The 17,102-nt window shown below is 69.1% G+C and carries 10 protein-coding genes; 6 read left to right on the plus strand and 4 right to left on the minus strand.

Going from position 1 to position 17,102, the window contains the following annotated elements; genetic code table 11:
• Nucleotides 1-2: 2 nt before the first annotated feature.
• Together QRN67_RS13440 and QRN67_RS13445 are read left to right on the plus strand one after the other, a co-directional pair.
• Nucleotides 3-3,173 carry an efflux RND transporter permease subunit gene (locus QRN67_RS13440; protein WP_285412156.1) on the plus strand — a complete coding sequence of 1,057 codons (3,171 nt, stop codon included), beginning with the start codon at nt 3-5 and terminating at the stop codon, nt 3,171-3,173.
• Nucleotides 3,173-4,606 (plus strand): efflux transporter outer membrane subunit, encoded by a 1,434-nt coding sequence (locus QRN67_RS13445; protein WP_285412157.1) that lies wholly within the window; start codon nt 3,173-3,175, stop codon nt 4,604-4,606. Before QRN67_RS13440 ends, QRN67_RS13445 begins: the two co-directional genes overlap by 1 nt.
• A 22-nt stretch (nt 4,607-4,628) precedes the next feature.
• On the opposite strand, the gene QRN67_RS13450 is transcribed toward QRN67_RS13445, so the two are convergent.
• From QRN67_RS13450 to QRN67_RS13460, 3 genes are read right to left on the minus strand one after another with little or no spacing between them, the layout of a single operon-like run.
• Nucleotides 4,629-5,468, minus strand: coding sequence for a hypothetical protein (locus QRN67_RS13450; protein ID WP_285412158.1), 840 nt, complete (start codon nt 5,466-5,468; stop codon nt 4,629-4,631).
• A 22-nt stretch (nt 5,469-5,490) separates the two neighbouring features.
• The gene (locus tag QRN67_RS13455) at nt 5,491-6,801 is read right to left on the minus strand and encodes a hypothetical protein (RefSeq protein WP_106935326.1); all 1,311 of its coding nucleotides are present in this window, start codon (nt 6,799-6,801) and stop codon (nt 5,491-5,493) included.
• A gap of 8 nt (nt 6,802-6,809) precedes the next feature.
• Nucleotides 6,810-7,346, minus strand: a complete 537-nt coding sequence (locus QRN67_RS13460; RefSeq protein WP_081265834.1) for a hypothetical protein — start codon at nt 7,344-7,346, stop codon at nt 6,810-6,812.
• A 181-nt stretch (nt 7,347-7,527) separates the two neighbouring features.
• Here QRN67_RS13460 and QRN67_RS13465 point away from each other — a divergent pair, with 181 nt between their 5' ends.
• The 3 genes from QRN67_RS13465 to QRN67_RS13475 all read left to right on the plus strand — a co-directional run bounded on the left by QRN67_RS13465 (nt 7,528) and on the right by QRN67_RS13475 (nt 9,736).
• Complete coding sequence (locus QRN67_RS13465) at nt 7,528-8,103, plus strand: RNA polymerase sigma factor (RefSeq protein WP_285412159.1); 576 nt, start codon at nt 7,528-7,530, stop codon at nt 8,101-8,103.
• A gap of 31 nt (nt 8,104-8,134) precedes the next feature.
• Nucleotides 8,135-8,905 carry an anti-sigma factor gene (locus tag QRN67_RS13470; protein ID WP_285412160.1) on the plus strand — a complete coding sequence of 257 codons (771 nt, stop codon included), beginning with the start codon at nt 8,135-8,137 and terminating at the stop codon, nt 8,903-8,905.
• Between the two features lie 99 nt (nt 8,906-9,004).
• The gene (locus tag QRN67_RS13475) at nt 9,005-9,736 is read left to right on the plus strand and encodes an SGNH/GDSL hydrolase family protein (protein ID WP_081265864.1); all 732 of its coding nucleotides are present in this window, start codon (nt 9,005-9,007) and stop codon (nt 9,734-9,736) included.
• Nucleotides 9,737-9,757: 21 nt separating this feature from the next.
• On the opposite strand, the gene opgC is transcribed toward QRN67_RS13475, so the two are convergent.
• Entirely contained in the window at nt 9,758-10,900 is a 1,143-nt protein-coding gene (opgC, locus tag QRN67_RS13480) for an OpgC domain-containing protein (protein WP_285412161.1), read from the minus strand.
• Between the two features lie 175 nt (nt 10,901-11,075).
• Between opgC and QRN67_RS13485 the strand changes: the two genes are divergently transcribed.
• Nucleotides 11,076-17,102, plus strand: coding sequence for an alpha-2-macroglobulin family protein (locus QRN67_RS13485; RefSeq protein ID WP_285412162.1), 6,027 nt, complete (start codon nt 11,076-11,078; stop codon nt 17,100-17,102).

Consider the following 17,102-nt stretch of genomic DNA (forward strand, 5'->3'; position numbering starts at 1 on the left):
GCATGGCTCAGTTTTTCATCGACCGGCCCATCTTCGCGTGGGTGCTTTCCATCGTCGTCATGCTCGCGGGCCTGATGGCCATCCGCACGCTGCCGCTGGAGCAGTACCCCGACATCGCGCCGCCGCGCGTGTCCATCAACGCCACCTACACCGGCGCCTCGGCCAAGACGGTCGAGGACTCGGTCACGCAGGTCATCGAGCAGCAGATGAAGGGCCTGGACAACCTGCTCTACATGCAGGCGACCAGCAACTCGTCGGGCGTGGCGCGGCTGTCGCTCACCTTCGACGCCGGCACCAACATCGACGTGGCCCAGATGCAGGTGCAGAACAAGCTGCAGCAGGCCATGTCGCGCCTGCCGCAGCAGGTGCAGAGCCGCGGCGTCACCGTCACCAAGGGCGGCAACGACTTGCTGATGATCGTGTCGATGTACTCCGGCGACGGCAGCGCCTCGGCGGTGGATGTGGGCGACTACATCTCCAGCAACCTGGTGGACGTGATCAGCCGCATCGACGGCGTGGGCGAGGTGCAGACGCTGGGCACCGGCTACGCCATGCGCCTGTGGCTCGACCCCGACAAGCTGCGCAAATATGCGCTCATCCCCTCCGACGTGAGCGCCGCCATCACCGCGCAGAACGCGCAGGTCTCGGCCGGCCAGCTGGGCGCGCTGCCCGCGGCCGCCGGCCAGCAGCTCAACGCCACCATCACCGCGCGCAGCAAGCTGCAGACAGCCGAGCAGTTCGAGAACGTGGTGCTGCGCTCCACGCCCGACGGCGCCGTGGTCCGCCTGAAAGACGTGGCGCGCGTGGAACTGGGCGCGGAGAACCTCACCGTGCGCTCGCAGCTCGGCGGGCGGCCCGGCGCGGGCCTGGGCGTGGTGCTGGCCGACGGCGCCAACGCGGTGCAGGTGGCCGAGGCGGTGAAGGCCAGGATCGAGGAGCTCAAGCCGCTCTTCCCCAACCAGCTGCAGACCTTCGTGAGCTACGACACCACGCCCTTCGTGAGCGCCTCCATCGACGAGGTGGTCAAGGCGCTGCTGGAGGCCATGCTGCTGGTGGTGCTGGTGATGTACGTGTTCCTGCAGAACCTGCGCGCCACGCTCATTCCGGCCATCGCGGTGCCGGTGGTGCTGCTGGGCACCTTCGGCGTGCTGTCGCTGGCGGGCTATTCGATCAACACGCTCACCATGTTCGGCATGGTGCTGGCCATCGGCCTGCTGGTGGACGACGCCATCGTGGTGGTGGAGAACGTCGAGCGCGTGATGCACGAGGAAGGCCTCTCGCCCAAGGAGGCCACGCGCAAGTCGATGGCCGAGATCACGCCCGCGCTGGTGGGCATTGCGCTGGTGCTGTCGGCGGTGTTCATTCCGATGGCCTTCTTCGGCGGCTCCACCGGGGTCATCTACCGGCAGTTCTCGATCACCATCGTCTCGGCGATGGCGCTGTCGGTGTTCGTGGCGCTCACGCTCACGCCGGCGCTGTGCGCCACCCTGCTCAAGCCGGTGCACAAGGGCGAACATGCGGTGCCGCGCCGCGGGCTGCTGGGGCGGCTCGACCGCTTCTTCGCGGCCTTCAACCGCGGCTTCGACAGGAGCGCGGACCGCTACGAAGGCATCGTCGGCGGCATCGTGCGGCGCGGCAAGCGCAGCCTGGTGGTGTACCTGCTGATCGCGGGCGTGATGGCGCTGCTGTTCATGCGCCTGCCCACCTCGTTCCTGCCCGACGAGGACCAGGCCTTCCTGCAGGTGCAGGTGACCCTGCCGCCGGGCGCCTCGAATGCGCGGCTGCAGCCGGTGGTCGAGCAGGTGCAGCAGTACTTCGACAAGCAGGCCGAGGTGCTGAGCGTGAACGTCATCACCGGGCAGAACGGCGACCAGAGCTCGGCGCGCGCCTTCGTCAAGCTCAAGGACTGGTCCGAGCGCACCGGCGCGGGCCAGTCGGCGGCCGAGCTGGCGCGGCGCGCCAACAAGGACCTGTCGACGGTGCGCGATGCGCGCGTCTTCGTGCTGCTGCCGCCGGCGGTGCGCGGGCTGGGCGCCAACGCGGGCTTCAACTTCCACTTGAAGGACATCAACGGCCTGGGCCACGAGGCGCTGGTGAAGGCGCGCGACCAGGCCATCGAGCTGCTGGGCCAGCGGCCCGAAGTGGCCAACGTGCGCAGCAACAACCTGGACGACACGCCCGAGTTCGCGGTGGACATCGACGACGCGCGCGCCGGCGCGCTGAGCCTGGCCACGTCGGACATCGACAGCACGCTGTCGAGCGCCATGGGCGGCACCTACATCAACGACTTCCTCGACAAGGGCCGCGTCAAGCGCGTGTACATGCAGGGCGACACCGACTTCCGCATGCTGCCGGCCGACATCGACCGCTGGAGCGTGCGCAACAGCCTGGGCCAGATGGTGCCGTTCCCGTCGTTCTCCAGCTCGCGCTGGAGCTACGGCTCGCCGCAGCTGCAGCGCTACAACGGCAGCCCGAGCTACGAGTTCGTGGGCGACGCGGCGCCGGGCGTGAGCTCGGGCGACGCCATGGCCGCGGTGGACGCGGTGATGAAGCAGATGCCGCCCGGCATCGGCTACGAGTGGACCGGCGCGTCGCTGCAGGAGCGGCTTTCGGGCGCGCAGGCGCCGCTGCTCTACGCCATCTCGATCCTGTTCGTGTTCCTGTGCCTGGCCGCGTTGTACGAAAGCTGGTCGGTGCCGTTCTCGGTGATCCTGGTGGTGCCGCTGGGCATCGTGGGAGCGCTGCTGTTCACCAGCCTGCGCGGGCTGAGCAACGACGTGTACTTCCAGGTCGGCCTGCTGACCACGGTGGGGCTGTCGTCGAAGAACGCGATCCTGATCGTGGAATTCGCCAAGCAGCTGCAGGAGCAGGGCAAGGGCGTCGTCGAGGCCACCCTGCAGGCGGTGCGCCTGCGGCTGCGGCCCATCCTCATGACCTCGCTGGCCTTCGGCTTCGGCGTGTTGCCGCTGGCCATCGGCACCGGCGCGGGCGCGGGTGGCCGCCAGTCGATCGGCACCGCGGTGCTGGGCGGCATGGTGGTGGGCACCGCGCTGGGCATCTTCTTCGTGCCGCTGTTCTTCGCGCTGATCCGCGGCTGGCTGGAGGGCCGGCGCAAGGACAGGCTCGCGCAGGAAACCGTTGCCGGCACCACGGCTGAACAGGGAGGCCACTGATGACGAAGCGCGCATTCCCCCTGCGCTCGCTGGCCCTGTCGGCCATGGCCTCGGCCGTGCTTGCGGGCTGCGTCAACCTCGCGCCCGAATACACCGCGCCTGCATCGCCGGTGCCGCAGGCACTGCCCTCTTCCGGTGTCGAGGCGCCCACGCCGATTGACGTGGGCTGGCGCAGCTTCTTCGTCGAGCCCCGGCTGCGCGGCACCATCGAGCTTGCGCTCGCCAACAACCGAGACCTGCGAGTGGCGGCGCTCAACATCGAGCGCGCGCGGGCGCAGTACGGCATTGCGCGCGCCGGCCTGTTCCCCACCGTGGAAGCCGGCGCCAGCGGCAGCCGCTCGCGCACGCCGGGCAGCCTGTCGACCAGCGGCGAGGCGCGCATCGGCTCGCAGTACAGCGCCGACCTCGGCCTCACCAGCTACGAGATCGATTTGTTCGGTCGCGTGCGCAACCTCGGCGAATCGGCGCTGCAGAACTACTTCCAGACCGAGGAGACACGGCGCAGCACGCAGATCAGCCTGATCGCATCGGTCGCGACCGCATGGCTGCAACTGGCGGCCGACGAGCAGCGCCTGCTGCTCGCGCGCAACACGCTGGAGAGCCAGCGCAAGTCTTTCGACCTGGTGGAGCGCAGCCACCGGCTGGGCGCGCAATCGGGCCTGGCGCTGGCGCAGGCGCGCAGCACGGTGGACGCCGCGCGCGCCGACGCGGCGGCGTTCGACAGCCAGGTCGAGCAGGACCGCAACGCGCTCGCGCTGCTGGTCGGCGCGATGCCGCCGGCCGACCTGCTGCCTGCGGCGCCCGCTTCGGACACCGCGGCACCGGCCACCGCCGCGCAGCTGCTGGTGCCGCCGCCGGGTTTGCCCTCGAGCGTGCTGCAGCGGCGCCCGGACGTACGCGCCGCCGAGCACGCTTTGCGCGCGAGCAATGCCGACATCGGCGCCGCGCGTGCGGCGTTCTTCCCGCGCATCGCGCTCACCGCGTCGGCGGGCACGGCGAGCAGCACGCTGTCGGGCCTGTTCGCGGGCGGCAGCAAGGCCTGGAGCTTCGCGCCCTCGATCAGCGTGCCGATCTTCGATGGCGGCGCCAACCGCGCCAACCTTCGGGTGGCCGAGGCGCAGCAGAAGATCCAGATCGCCACCTACGAGAAGACGGTGCAGACCGCCTTCCGCGAAGTGGCCGACGCATTGGCCGAACGCCGCACGCTGGCCGAGCGGCTCGACGCGCAGCGTTCGCTGCTGGACGCCACCTCGCGCAGCTTCGAGCTGTCGCAGTCGCTGTTCAGGAGCGGCGCCAGCAGCTACCTCGACGTGCTCGACGCGCAGCGTGCCTTCTACGCCGCGCAGCAGACGCTGATCGGCCTGCAGCTCACGGAGCAGACCAACCGGCTGACGATCTACAAGACGCTGGGCGGCGGCTGGGAAGAGAGTTGACGGGAGGCCTGGGCGGCGGCCTTCACCACAGGTCGGCGCGGGTCTGCGCGAGCGTGCTGACGCACTGGTCGACGGCCTTGGCGCGCTCTTCGCGAAGGCGCTGCCAGTTGTCGGCCTTCCATGCGGTCCAGGCCACCGGTTCGGACTGATAGAAGCAGTTGGCCGGCATGGGCGAAAGTCCGAAGCGCGGGCTCGCCAGGGCCAGCCCCGCGCGGAATTGCAGGCGGTACAGCTCGTCGGTGCCCGACAGGTTCTCGTAGATCAGGCGCCAAGGGCCGGGGTTGACCGGCGCGTCGGCCACGGCCGGCAGCCTGGCCGCGGACTCCATGTCCTCACGCGTCCATCCGGTTTCACTGCGGCCGCGCTGCAGCTCTTTCCACGCCCGGGCGGCATAGACACGGGTGGCGATATCGCCGAGCGCTTCCGGCAACTCCTTCATGCCGGGGTTGCCGGCCCATGCCTGCCCCGCCAGTTCCGTGACCGGGTCGCCCGACAGGTCGTCCTTGGAGAAGCCCTGCGCTCCGACGACGGTGCCTCCTGCCACGGCCGATGCAAGCACGCTGATTGCAACCTGCGCCGCCACCGCGCCGCCCGTGTGGTCGCGGCGCACCACCCGAAGCTGGTCGAAGCCCTCGGGGTACGACTTGCCGCGCAGGCGCACTTCGGTCTTGCCCACGGGCACGAAGCCGTCGGCTGCCGCATAGCTGCCGAGCGCTGGCGCCGCAACGGCCGCTTCCTGCGGCAGCTTCGCGGCCAGCGGCGGCTGGGTGGTCACGCAGGCGCTGAGCAATAACGCGGCGCCCAGTGCCACGGGGCGCATCGCCGCGGCGTGCGCGGACGTCTTTTCTTCTTTCCTTCTCATTGGTCCTCTCTGGTTTTCTCTCTTATTGCGCGGCCGGCGTGGGCCGCAGCAGCCAGCGCACTTCCTGCGTCTGCTCGCTGTTCGGGTAGCGCGCCTCCATCGTCGTGAGGATGGGCTGCGCCATGTCGGCGCGGCCCAGCCCCTGCACCAGCGCGCGGACCGCCAATTCATACGCCTGCGGAATCGCCTCGTGGCCGCGGAAGCGCTTGTCGAAGCCCGACAGCAGCGCCAGCGTGGCGTGCGCGTCGCCATTGCGCCATTCGGCGCGCGCCATCGCGATCACCATGGCCGGGTCGTCGAGCGAAAAGGTCTTCTCGCGCTCGCGGCAAACCTTGAAGACCTTGAGCGCCTCGGAAGCCATGTCGCGACGCATCAGCAGCGGAATGAAGCGCCGCGCCTGGTCGAGCATGGTGTCCTTCTTCTCCGGCATCATGGCCAGCACGCGGTGGTAGCGGCGCTGCGCGGCAAGGTCGTCCGACGCCGCCGTGCGCTGCGCTTCGTAGGCGGTGCCCAGCGCGGTGGCCAGGTCGCCCTCGGTGATCAGCTGCGCCACCTCGGCGTCGGTGCGCTGCGCGGCGACCTGCTCCGGCGTGCGGCGGTCGGCCGGGGCGCCGCCGTCCAGCTCGCTGCCCGGCGCGGCATCGAAGCCGAAGGCGTCGTGGTGCTGGAACATCACGTAGCCCAGCAGGCTCGCCATGACCCAGCCGAAATAGATGAATGCGAAGTTGGCGATCGGCAGCACGATGCGCCCGTCGAACATCGGCAGCACCAGCGCCAGCGCCACCTGCGCGCCCGAACTCAGCAGGAACAGGAAGAAGCACAGCAGCGCATACGGCCAGCCGATGATGCGCATCGTGTCCATCACGTGGCCGGGGTTCATGGCCTGGAAGAAGCTGCCCGACTGCACCAGCACGATCACCGCCGCCGGAAAGGTGAAGGACATGACGAACAGCCCCGCCGTGCCGAGGATGGGCGAGTACCAGCCGAGCCAGCCGATCAGGAAGGCCTGCACCATCGTGATGGCGAACAGCTTCCACGGCAGGTAGGTCCACTCGTCGCTCGACTCGCGCCCGAAGTCGGCCGAATCGCGGATGCCGCGCGCACCCAGCGCGATGATCTTGAAGCTGTAGCGGCTGGCCGCCAGCATGATGCCGATCTCGATGATGACCAGCGCCAGCGCGTCGGGCAGGAAGAACACGCCCTCGAACAGCAGGCTGCAGAACGACAGCAGCAGGCCGTAGGCCAGCGGCCGCAGCTGGAACGGAAAGGCGAAGAAGCTGTTGAGCCGGTGCCAGAACGGCGGCGGCGGCGGCAACACATCTCGGATGATCATGGCTGTGCCTATTTGAAGAAGTCGCTCTGCGTCATGGTGCCGGCGCCGCCCATCCGCATCACGGTGGCCTCTTCGGCATGCACGAGGCGCATCTGGCCCATCTCGCGCTCCAGTCGCTGGGTGAAGCTGCTCCTGTACTGCAGCACCGTTTCACCCATCTTCAGCACGCTGGTGCCCTTGACGACGGCGCTCCTGCGGTCGGAGGCCACCTGGATGTCGCCGAGGTCGTAGTCGTACTCGATGGTGAGGATGCCGCCCATCTTTTCGCCGACCAGCCTGAAGGTCTCGAAAGCCTCGCGGGTCGCCTTGCAGGCCTCGTCGCGGTCATGGGAGCGCTCGACCGTGTGGCCCATCACCGTGGTCCTGCTTTCGATCCGCGCCTTGCGGCTGAGCTGCTTGCACAGCAGGTCTGCGTCGCGCGAGTAGATGGCATGGGCTTCCTTGCGGTAGTAGTCGTGCACCATCGACTCGTCGAGCTTGCGGCCGCCGACGAAGAAGTACCACGCGCCCACGCAGAGCGCCGCGACGATCGCGATTTGCTTCATTTCTCTTCCCCGACCGTGTGCGGTCCCTCGATTTTTCGGGGCAGTATACGGTCACACAAGCACACAAAAGTTTCGAACGCTTGCGTTCAGGCGGCCGACCGGCCAGCGGCCTCCCGTCTGAATCCGACCCGGGGAACCGCCCGTATATCAGGCATGCGCCCCCATGCCCGACAATCGTTGGATGACAGTACCCAGCCCCGACGCCGAACTGATGGCGCTGATCGACCGGATCGGCCATCGCGACGAAGCCGCCCTGCGCCTGCTCTACGACCGCACCTCGCCCAAGCTCATGGGCCTGGCGATGCGCGTCGTGCGGCAACGCGAGTGGGCCGAGGACGTTCTCCAGGAAGCCTTTCTGACTGTCTGGCGAGTAGCGGGCGACTATCGCTCCTCGCTCAGCCCGCCGCTGGCATGGCTGGGCCTGATCGTTCGCAGCCGGGCGCTCGACCTGTTGCGCCGGCGCACCGCCGACCGCGCCCAGCTCACGCAGGAATTCGACGAGCTGATGGCCGACACACTCGAATCGGACGCGCCCAACCCGGCGGATACCGCCGATGCCAGCGAGCAGGCATGGGCGCTGCACCAGTGCCTCAGCCAGCTCGAGGGCCGGCAGCGCGAGGTGGTCAGCCTGGCCTACCTGCGCGAAATGAGCCACGGCGAACTGGCCGAGCAGCTCAAGCTGCCGCTGGGCACGGTCAAGACATGGATCCGGCGCGGGCTGGAGAAACTGCGCGTCTGCATGGGACGCTTTGCATGAACGCGATGACGACGACGAAGGCGGTCCTCCCATGAATCTCATCGCACATCCCGAATTGCTCGAGCTGCTGGCCGCGAGCCATGCCCTCGGCACCCTGCGCGGAGGCGCCCGCCGCCGCTTCGAGGCCCTGGCCCGCGAGCAGGCGCCGGTGCGCGCCGCGGCGCTGGTCTGGCAAGGCCGGCTCGCCAGCATGACCGAGCTGCAGCCCTCCGTCGTGCCCGACCCCGCGGTGTGGACCCGCATCCGCAACATGATCGACGCCGAGCAGGCCAAGATCGCCATCGAACGCCAGCGCGACGCCGCCAATGCGCGCGACGCCGACAGGTCCCGGCAGCCGCGACAGGGCGGCTGGCTGCGCAGCCTCGCGCTCTGGCGCGGCGCCACGGCGGCCGGCGCGCTGGCCACGGTGCTGGCCGTGACCGTCGGCCTCAACCTGCGCGACCAGCTGCACAACGCCCCCGCGGTGCAGTACGTGGCCGTGCTGAACGACGACAAGGACGCGGCCTCGATGCTCGTGACCTTCGACCCCAAGAAGAAGCAGCTGGTGCTGCAGCGCGTGGGCGGTTTCAAGGAGAGCGACGACAAGTCGCTGCAGCTCTGGGCCCTGCCGCCTGGCGGCGCGCCGCGCTCGCTGGGCGTGCTCGACAACGCGCCGGGCCTGCGCCTTGCCGCGTCGGAGTCCGACGTGCATGCCGTGCCCACGCTGGCCGTCACGCTCGAAGCCAAGGGCGGCGTGCCGCCGGGCAGCGGGCCGAAGGGACCGGTCGTGTTCAAGGGCGCGCTGATCGAGAAAACCATCTAGGCCGGGCGGCTTGCCTGTCAACGGCCGCGGGCCCTGGGGCGTCGTGGTAGAAAACCCCGCCCGCCCTTCGTACTTCTTCCCGTCCTTCCGATGCCTTCGATGAAAACCGCGCTCGCCGCGGTCGCCCTGCTGACGGCGGCACTCGCCGCCCAAGCCCAGCCCGCATTCTTTCCCCAGGAATCCGAGACGGCCGCGGCCGAGGCCGCTTCCGCGCGCGACTACCTGGCCGCCAAGGAGCGCTGGCACAACGAGCTCGCGGCATTCGCACGGGCCGACCAGGAGCGCTTTCCCGCCCCCGGCGGCGTGGTGTTCGTCGGCAGCTCCACGGTGCGCATGTGGACCCGCCTCTCGCAAGATTTCGCCCGCGTGCCCGGCGGTGTCGTGAACCGCGGCTTCGGCGGCTCCACGCTGAACGACTGCAGCCTGTTCGCGCGCGACCTCGTGGTGCGCTACAAGCCGCGCCAGGTGGTGGTCTACGCCGGCGACAACGACCTGGCCGAGGGCCGCACGCCGCTGCAGGTGCTCGACAGCTTCGCGCGCTTTGCCAACGCGGTGCGCGCCGAGCTGCCCGACACGCGCATCAGCTTCGTCTCGGTCAAGCCCAGCCCCTCGCGCGAACATCTGCTGCCGCAGATCCGCGAGACCAACCACGTGATCTCGGCCTACCTCAACCTGCTGCCCAACAGCGAATACATCGACATCTACACGCCCATGCTCGGCGCCGACGGCCGCCCGCGCATGGAGCTGTTCCGCAGCGACAAGCTGCACATGACGGACGAGGGCTACCGGCTATGGCATTCGGTGATCGCGCCGCACCTGCCGAATCCTTGACTCGCCCCCAGGTCAGAGGCCTCAGGCCCGTGCCGGCTCCGTCGGCACGTCGTCCGCCGGCGGCGGCACGTCGGCCCCGCGCGTGAAGCGCGCCACGAAGTACATCCCCGAGAACACCGCCAGCAGCAGCAGGCCGTCGCCCCACCAGGGCCGCGCGGTCTGGCTGTCGCCGTAGAAGGCCAGCACCAGCAGCACCGCCACGAGGTGCGCGCAGAACACCGGCAGCGACGCCGAGCCCATCGCTTCCAGCCAGTGGAGCCGCGGGATGCGGCGCATGAGCCACGGCCCGAAGCGCACCGCCAGGATGCCCAGCGCCACCAGGTTCACCAGCCGCAGCGGGCCGAGCTGCCACTTGTCGAACAGCAGGTTCAGCTCCACGTCGCCGCCGAACGGCGCCTGCCCGTTGATGCCGTGGTGGCGCCAGTACAGGCCGTAGAGCGCTATGCCCGCCGCCAGCAGCAGCACCCACACCGGAAAGTTCAAAGGCTTCGCGGCCGGCCCGTTGCGGGTGGCGCCGATGCACAGGCCGGCGAACCACAGGAACTGCCACGCGTAGGTGTTGAACGCGCCCATCTCGTGGAACGGCACCGGCACGCCGAGGTAGTGCACGGCCAGCCCGTACACCCATTCGCTCAGGCCGAACTGCGCCGCGGCCCACACGGTCGCGCTCACCGCCATCACCCACGACCAGCCGTGGCGCATGGCAAAGGCCAGCACCCACGGGCTCATGAGCATGAAAAAGATGTACATCGGCAGGATGTCGAGCAGCGCCGGCTCGTAGATCAGCAGCAGGCCGTAGATGAAGCCCTCGCGCGGCTCCGCGAGGTAGTAGGACACCAGGTTCTTCACCGCCGGCTGGTCGATGTGCAGCCCGAGCGCCGCGATCACGGTGAACAGGAACAGCAGGATCGCCGCCTGGCACAGGTAGACCTTGAGCACGCGGCGCCAGAAGGCCTGGCGCATCGAATCCACGCCGCGCGCATAGCCGATGCGGCTGTACACCAGCCCGGCCACGAAAGCCGACAGCAGCACGAAGCCCTCGGCGGCTGAAACGAAGCCGAAGGGCTGACCCAGCGGATCGGTCAGTCGCGTGGGCAGGTGGGTGACGGTCATCAGCACGAGCATCAGCCCGCGCAAGGCGTCTATTTCCCAGTAGCGTTTCATCGGTCGGCGGCGAGGTCTTGGTGGCGGTCCGCGCGGCACACGCACGAGGGCCTCGATTGTAAGAAGACTGGCGTACCCGCGCCGTGGGCACGAAGGACATATGACCCATGGCACTGTCGAATCGTCGTTTAAATCGGCTACGCTGCGCGCTGCCTCTAGGTGGAGATACTAAAAAGTGACCCGTTTCCTTCCAACATTGCTCCTGGCCGGCGGCGCGCTCCTGTCCGGCCCGGGCCATGCCCTGCAGATCACCAGCCTCACGCCCCAGGGCGAAGTGGCGCGCGTACGCCAGATCGTCGCCAAGTTCGACCAGCCCGCCGTCAATTTCGGCGACCCCAAGGCCCCCGCGCCGCTGTCGGTGAGCTGCACCGACGCGCAGGCCGGCAAGGGCACCGGCCGCTGGACCGACGCCAAGGCCTGGGTCTACGACTTCGAGAACGACCTGCCCCCAGGCGTGCGCTGCACCGTCACGCGCATTCCCACTTTCAAGCCCGCCAGCGGCGAGCTGACCGGCCCGGAGCGCTACCAGTTCAACAGCGGCGGCCCGTTCGTGCGCAGCTACATGCCGGGCAGCTACAGCCGCATCGACGAGCAGCAGATGTTCGTGCTCGAACTCAACGGCGCGGCCACGCTCGACAGCGTGCGCCAGAACGTGTGGTGCTCGGCCGACGGCGTGGGCGAGCGCATTCCGGTCAAGCTGCTCGACGGCGACCAGCGCGCCGGCCTGCTCAAGGCCTTCGGCCGCGACAAGGCGGCCGAGAAGGAACCGCTGCGCTTCGTCACCATGCAGTGCAACCGCACGCTGACGCCCGGCGCCAAGGTGCAGATCGTCTACGGCAAGGGCGTGGCCACGCCCTCCGGCGTGCCCAACAACGTGGAACGCCGCCTCGAGTTCCAGGTGCGCGAGCCTTTTGCCGCATCGTTCACCTGCGAACGCGAGAACGCGCAGGCCGCCTGCCTGCCGCTGCGCCCGATGCAGCTGACGTTCAATGCGCCGGTCACGCGCAAGCTGGCCTCGCAGATCCAGCTCAAGGGCGACAAGACCATCAAGGCCAAGCTCGACAACGACGGCGGCACGCAGAGCGACGACGACGTGGTCAACAGCGTGAGCTTCGAGCCCCCGCTGAGCGAGAGCACCCAGTTCACCATCGAGCTGCCCTCCAGGTTCGAGGACGCCTCAGGCCGCCCGCTGGCCTCGCCCGGCAGCTTCCCGATGAAGGTGGCCACCGGCATGATGCCGCCGCTGGCCAAGTTCGCCGCCTCGCCCTTCGGCGTGGTCGAGCGTCTCGCCGAGCCCGACACCCCGGCCATGATGCCGGTCACCGTGCGCCGCGTGGAGCCGCAGCTGATGGTGCAGGCGCTCACGCCCGGCAAGGTCAGCGACATGAACCCGAAGACCGACGCGGAAATCATCGCGTGGTTCCGCAAGGTGCGCCGCTACGACAACTTCACCATCTCGCGCGAACAGGCGCGCAAGGACGTCAAGGGCCCGCTGCCCCCCGTGATCGACAAGGACGACCGCACCACGCTGCAGACGCGCATGCTGTCGCTGCTGTCGGGCCAGGCGGGCGTGAAGACGCTGGACATGCCCAAGTCGGACGCCGGCGATCCGCGCCCCTTCGAAGTCATCGGCGTGCCGCTGACGCCGGGCTTCCACGTGCTGGAGATCGCCTCGCAGAAGCTGGGCGAGGCGCTGCTCGACGAGCGCTACAACGCCGGGCGCACGATGTACGTGCGCACCACCGCGCTGGCCACCAACCTGGCCGTGCACTTCAAGCTGGGCCGCGAGAACTCCATGGCCTGGGTGACCACGCTCGACAAGGGCAAGGTCGTGGCCGGCGCCGAAGTGCGCGTGTCCAGCTGCGACGGCAAGGCCGTGGCCAGCGGCACCACCGACGCCAACGGCATCGTCATGCTCAACGGCATCTCGCCGCAGGCACCGTCGTGCAACGGCCCTAACGAATACGACAGCGGCGCCTGGTTCGTCAGCGCCCGCGCCAAGGACGACAAGGGCGTGGAAGACCTCGCCTTCACCTGGAGCGACTGGCAGCGCGGTATCGAGCCCTGGCGCTTCAACGTGCCGACCAACCTGCAGGCCGAGCCCGACCGCATCGCCCACACCATCTTCGACCGCACGCTGCTGCGCGCCGGCGAGACGGTGTCGATGAAGAGCCTGATCCGCACGCAGACCAGCAAGGGTTTCGGCCTGCCCGAGAACCGCCCCGACACGCTGGTCATCACCCACGTGGGCAGCGGCCAGCGCTTCACCCAGCCGCTGAACTGGCGCAAGACCGCCACCGGCGGCCTGAGCGCGGAGAACAGCTTTGCCATTCCGCCCGCCGCCAAGCTCGGCGTGTACGAAGTGATGCTGCGCACCGGCGGCGGCAAGGACGGCGACAGCGAAGGCGACGGCGACGGCGACGAGGGCTATGGGCGCAGCTTCGGCACCGGCATGTTCCGCGTCGAGGAATTCCGCCTGCCCGTGCTCGAAGGCCGGATCACGCCCACCGAGAAGAAACCGCTGGTGGCCGCCACCAGCGTGCCGACCGACGTGCAGATCAACTACGTGGCCGGCGGCGGCGCGGCCAACCTGCCGGTTCGCGTGTCGGCCATGGTGCGCGGCAAGAGCCTGAGCTTCCCCGACTACGACGCCTTCAGCTTCAACCCGCCGCGCGCCACCCAGGGCGACGCCAGCGATCCGGCGGCCGCGGTCTCCGCCGCTGCCGAAGCCGGCTCGGGCGAGGAAGACATCAACAGCGTGAACGACACCCGCGTGATCGCCGACAAGCTGCCGCTCACGCTCAACAAGGACGGCGCCGGCAAGGTCACGATCGACAAGGTGCCCAAGGTCAAGGCCGCGCGCGAGCTGCTGCTCGAAGCCACCTACGCCGACCCGAACGGCGAGGTGCAGACCATCCGAAGCACGCAGACGCTGTGGCCGGCTTCCGTCATCGCGGGCATCAAGACCGAGGGCTGGGTCTCCACCGCCCAGAAGCTGAAGTTCCAGGCGCTTGCGCTCGACCTCGCGGGCAAGCCCCAGGCCGGCGTGACGCTGAATGTGCGCGCCGTGGCGCGCATCACCACCACCAGCCGCAAGCGCATGGTGGGCGGCTTCTACACCTACGACAACAAGACCGAGACCAAGGACATCGGCACCGTCTGCAGCGGCAAGAGCGACGCGCGCGGCCTGCTGCTGTGCGAGTCGGAGCTGAAGGAAGCCGGCGAAGTCGAACTCATCGCCAGCGCCACCGACAGCGAAGGCCGCGACGCCAAGGCCGTCAGCTCCGTCTACGTGACCAGGCAGGGCGAGCTGTGGTTCGGCGGCGAGGACAACGACCGCATCGACGTGCTGCCCGAGAAGAAGAGCTACCAGCCCGGCGAGGTCGCCAAGTTCCAGGTGCGCAGCCCGTTCCGTTTCGCGACCGCGCTGGTCGCCGTGGAACGCGAAGGCATCATCGAGACGCACGTGGTGCAGCTCGACGGCAAGGACCCGACCGTCACGCTGCAGGTCAAGCCCGAGTGGGGCCCCAACGCCTACGTGAGCGTTCTCGCCCTGCGCGGCCGCCTGCGCGAAGTGCCGTGGTACAGCTTCTTCACCTGGGGCTTCAAGTCGCCGCGCGAATGGTGGACGGCCTTCTGGTACGAGGGCAAGGAATACGTCGCGCCCACCGCGATGGTCGACCTGAGCAAGCCCGCCTACCGGCTGGGCATGGCCGAGATCCGCGTGGGCACGCAGGCCCACCAGATCGACGTGACCGTCACCAGCGACAAGCCCAGCTACCCGATCCGCAGCAAGGCCCAGGTGACCATCAGCGCCAAGCTGCCCGACGGCAAGCCCGCCGCCGGCGCCGAAGTGGCGCTGGCCGCGGTCGACCAGGCCCTGCTGGAGCTGATGCCCAACGACAGCTGGAACCTGCTGACCGCCATGCTGCAGCGGCGCAGCTGGGGCGTGAGCACTTCTACCGCGCAGATGGAAATCGTCGGCCGGCGCCACTACGGCCGCAAGGCCGTGCCCGCGGGCGGCGGCGGCGGCAAGGGCCAGACGCGCGAGCTGCTCGACACCCTGCTGCTGTGGAACCCGAAGGTGGTGCTCGACGCCAACGGCCAGGCCGTGGTGACGGTGCCGCTGAACGACGCGCTCACCACCTTCAAGATCGTGGCCGTGGCCGATTCCGGCGTGGGCCTGTTCGGCACCGGCCAGGCGAGCATCCAGGCCACGCAGGACCTGCAGATCATCAGCGGCCTGCCGCCGCTGGTGCGCGAGGACGACCAGTTCCGCGCGCAGATCACGCTGCGCAACACCACGCAGAAGCCGATGAAGGTCGAGGCCACGCCGCGCGCCACCCTGCTCACGCTGGAGCCGCAGACCGTGGACATCCCGGCCGGCGAAGCGCGCGAGGTCGCCTGGAACGTGACCGCGCCCGCACAGCTCGCGCAGACGCGCGCCGAAGCCATCCTGTGGGAAATCGAGGCCAAGGACACCATCGGCGGCGCACGCGACGCGCTCAAGGTGCGCCAGCGCATCGTGCCCTCGGTGCCGCTCACGGTGCAGCAGGCCACGCTGGTGCAGCTCGACGGGCCGTTCACGCTCGACGTGGCTCCGCCCGCCGACGCCCTCCCCGGCCGCGGCGGCTTGAAGCTCGCCCTGCAACCCAAGCTGGCCGAAGGCCTGCCGGGCGTGCGCGACTGGTTCGCCAACTACCCCTTCATCTGCCTCGAACAGAAGACCAGCAAGTCGGTCGGCCTGCGCGACGCGAAGATGTGGCAGGGCGTGCTGGCGACGTTGCCCACCTACCTGGACAGCGACGGCCTGGCCAGCTACTTCCCGCCGCGCGACGGCGAGGCCAACCGCGGCAGCGACATCCTCACGTCGTACCTGCTCGCGGCCACCAACGAAGCCGCCGCGCTCGACCCCGCCTTCGCGCTTGCCGACGACGTACGCGCGCCGATGGAGTCGGGCCTGATCGCCTTCGTCGAAGGCCGCATCACGCGCGACTTCTGGAGCCCGCGCAAGGACCTCGACGTGCGCAAGCTCGCCGCGCTCGAAGCGCTCTCGCGCTACGGCAAGGCCAAGGGAAGCATGCTCGGCAGCATCACCATCGCGCCGAACCAGTGGCCCACCAGCGCGGTGATCGACTGGCTCAACATCCTCAAGCGCGTGAACGACGTGCCGCAGCGCCAGCAGCGCCTGGACGAAGCCAACAACGTGCTGAAGGCGCGCCTGTCCTATCAAGGCACCAAGCTGATCTTCAGCACCGAGCAGGACGACTACTGGTGGTGGCTGATGACCAACGGCGACGTCAACACCGCCCGCCTGCTGCTCAGCGTGATGGACGACCCGGGCTGGAAGGACGACATCGGCAAACTCGCCAACGGCTTCATCGGCCGCCAGCAGAACGGCGCGTGGCACACCACCACCGCCAACCTGTGGGGCGGACTGGCGCTGGAGAAGTTCAGCAAGGTGTTCGAGAGCACGCCGGTGTCGGGCGTTACCGCCGCCACGCTGGGCGCGGTGAAGGCGCAGGTCGACTGGAGCAGGGTCGAGCGCGTGAAGGCCAGCGACCCGACCGGCGCGCCCAACCAGACCACCTTCTTCGGCGCTCCCGCCTCGCCGGGCAACCTGAAGAACAACACGATGTTCCTGCCGTGGGCGGCATCGCCGTCGGGCGCGCCGGTACGCGACACGCTGCTGGTGACGCAGCAGGGCACCGGCAAGCCGTGGCTCACGCTGCAGTCGATTGCCGCCGTGCAGCTGAAGGCGCCGTTCGCGGCCGGCTACGCCATCAAAAAGACCGTCACCCCGGTCGAGCAGGCCGTGGCCGGCAAGTACACGCGCGGCGACGTGCTGCGCGTGAGCATCGAAGTCAACGCCAGCGCCGACATGACCTGGGTCGTCATCAGCGACCCGATCCCGGGCGGCGCCACCATCCTCGGCAGCGGCCTGGGCCGCGACTCGCAGATCGCCACGCAGGGCGAGAAGAAGAGCGGCGCGGGCTGGCCCGCGTTCGAGGAGCGCAGCTTCGAGGCCTTCCGCAGCTACTACGAGTACCTGCCCAAGGGCGTGGTGAAGATGGAATACACCGTGCGCCTGAACAACGTCGGCGACTTCGCGCTGCCGCCGAGCCGCGTCGAAGCCATGTACGCGCCGGAGATGTTCGGCGAGACGCCGAACGCACGGGTGAAGGTGGAGGCGGCGAAGTAA

Origin of the sequence: Variovorax sp. efr-133-TYG-130 (assembly GCF_030208835.1) — a bacterium.
Classification (GTDB): domain Bacteria; phylum Pseudomonadota; class Gammaproteobacteria; order Burkholderiales; family Burkholderiaceae_C; genus Variovorax.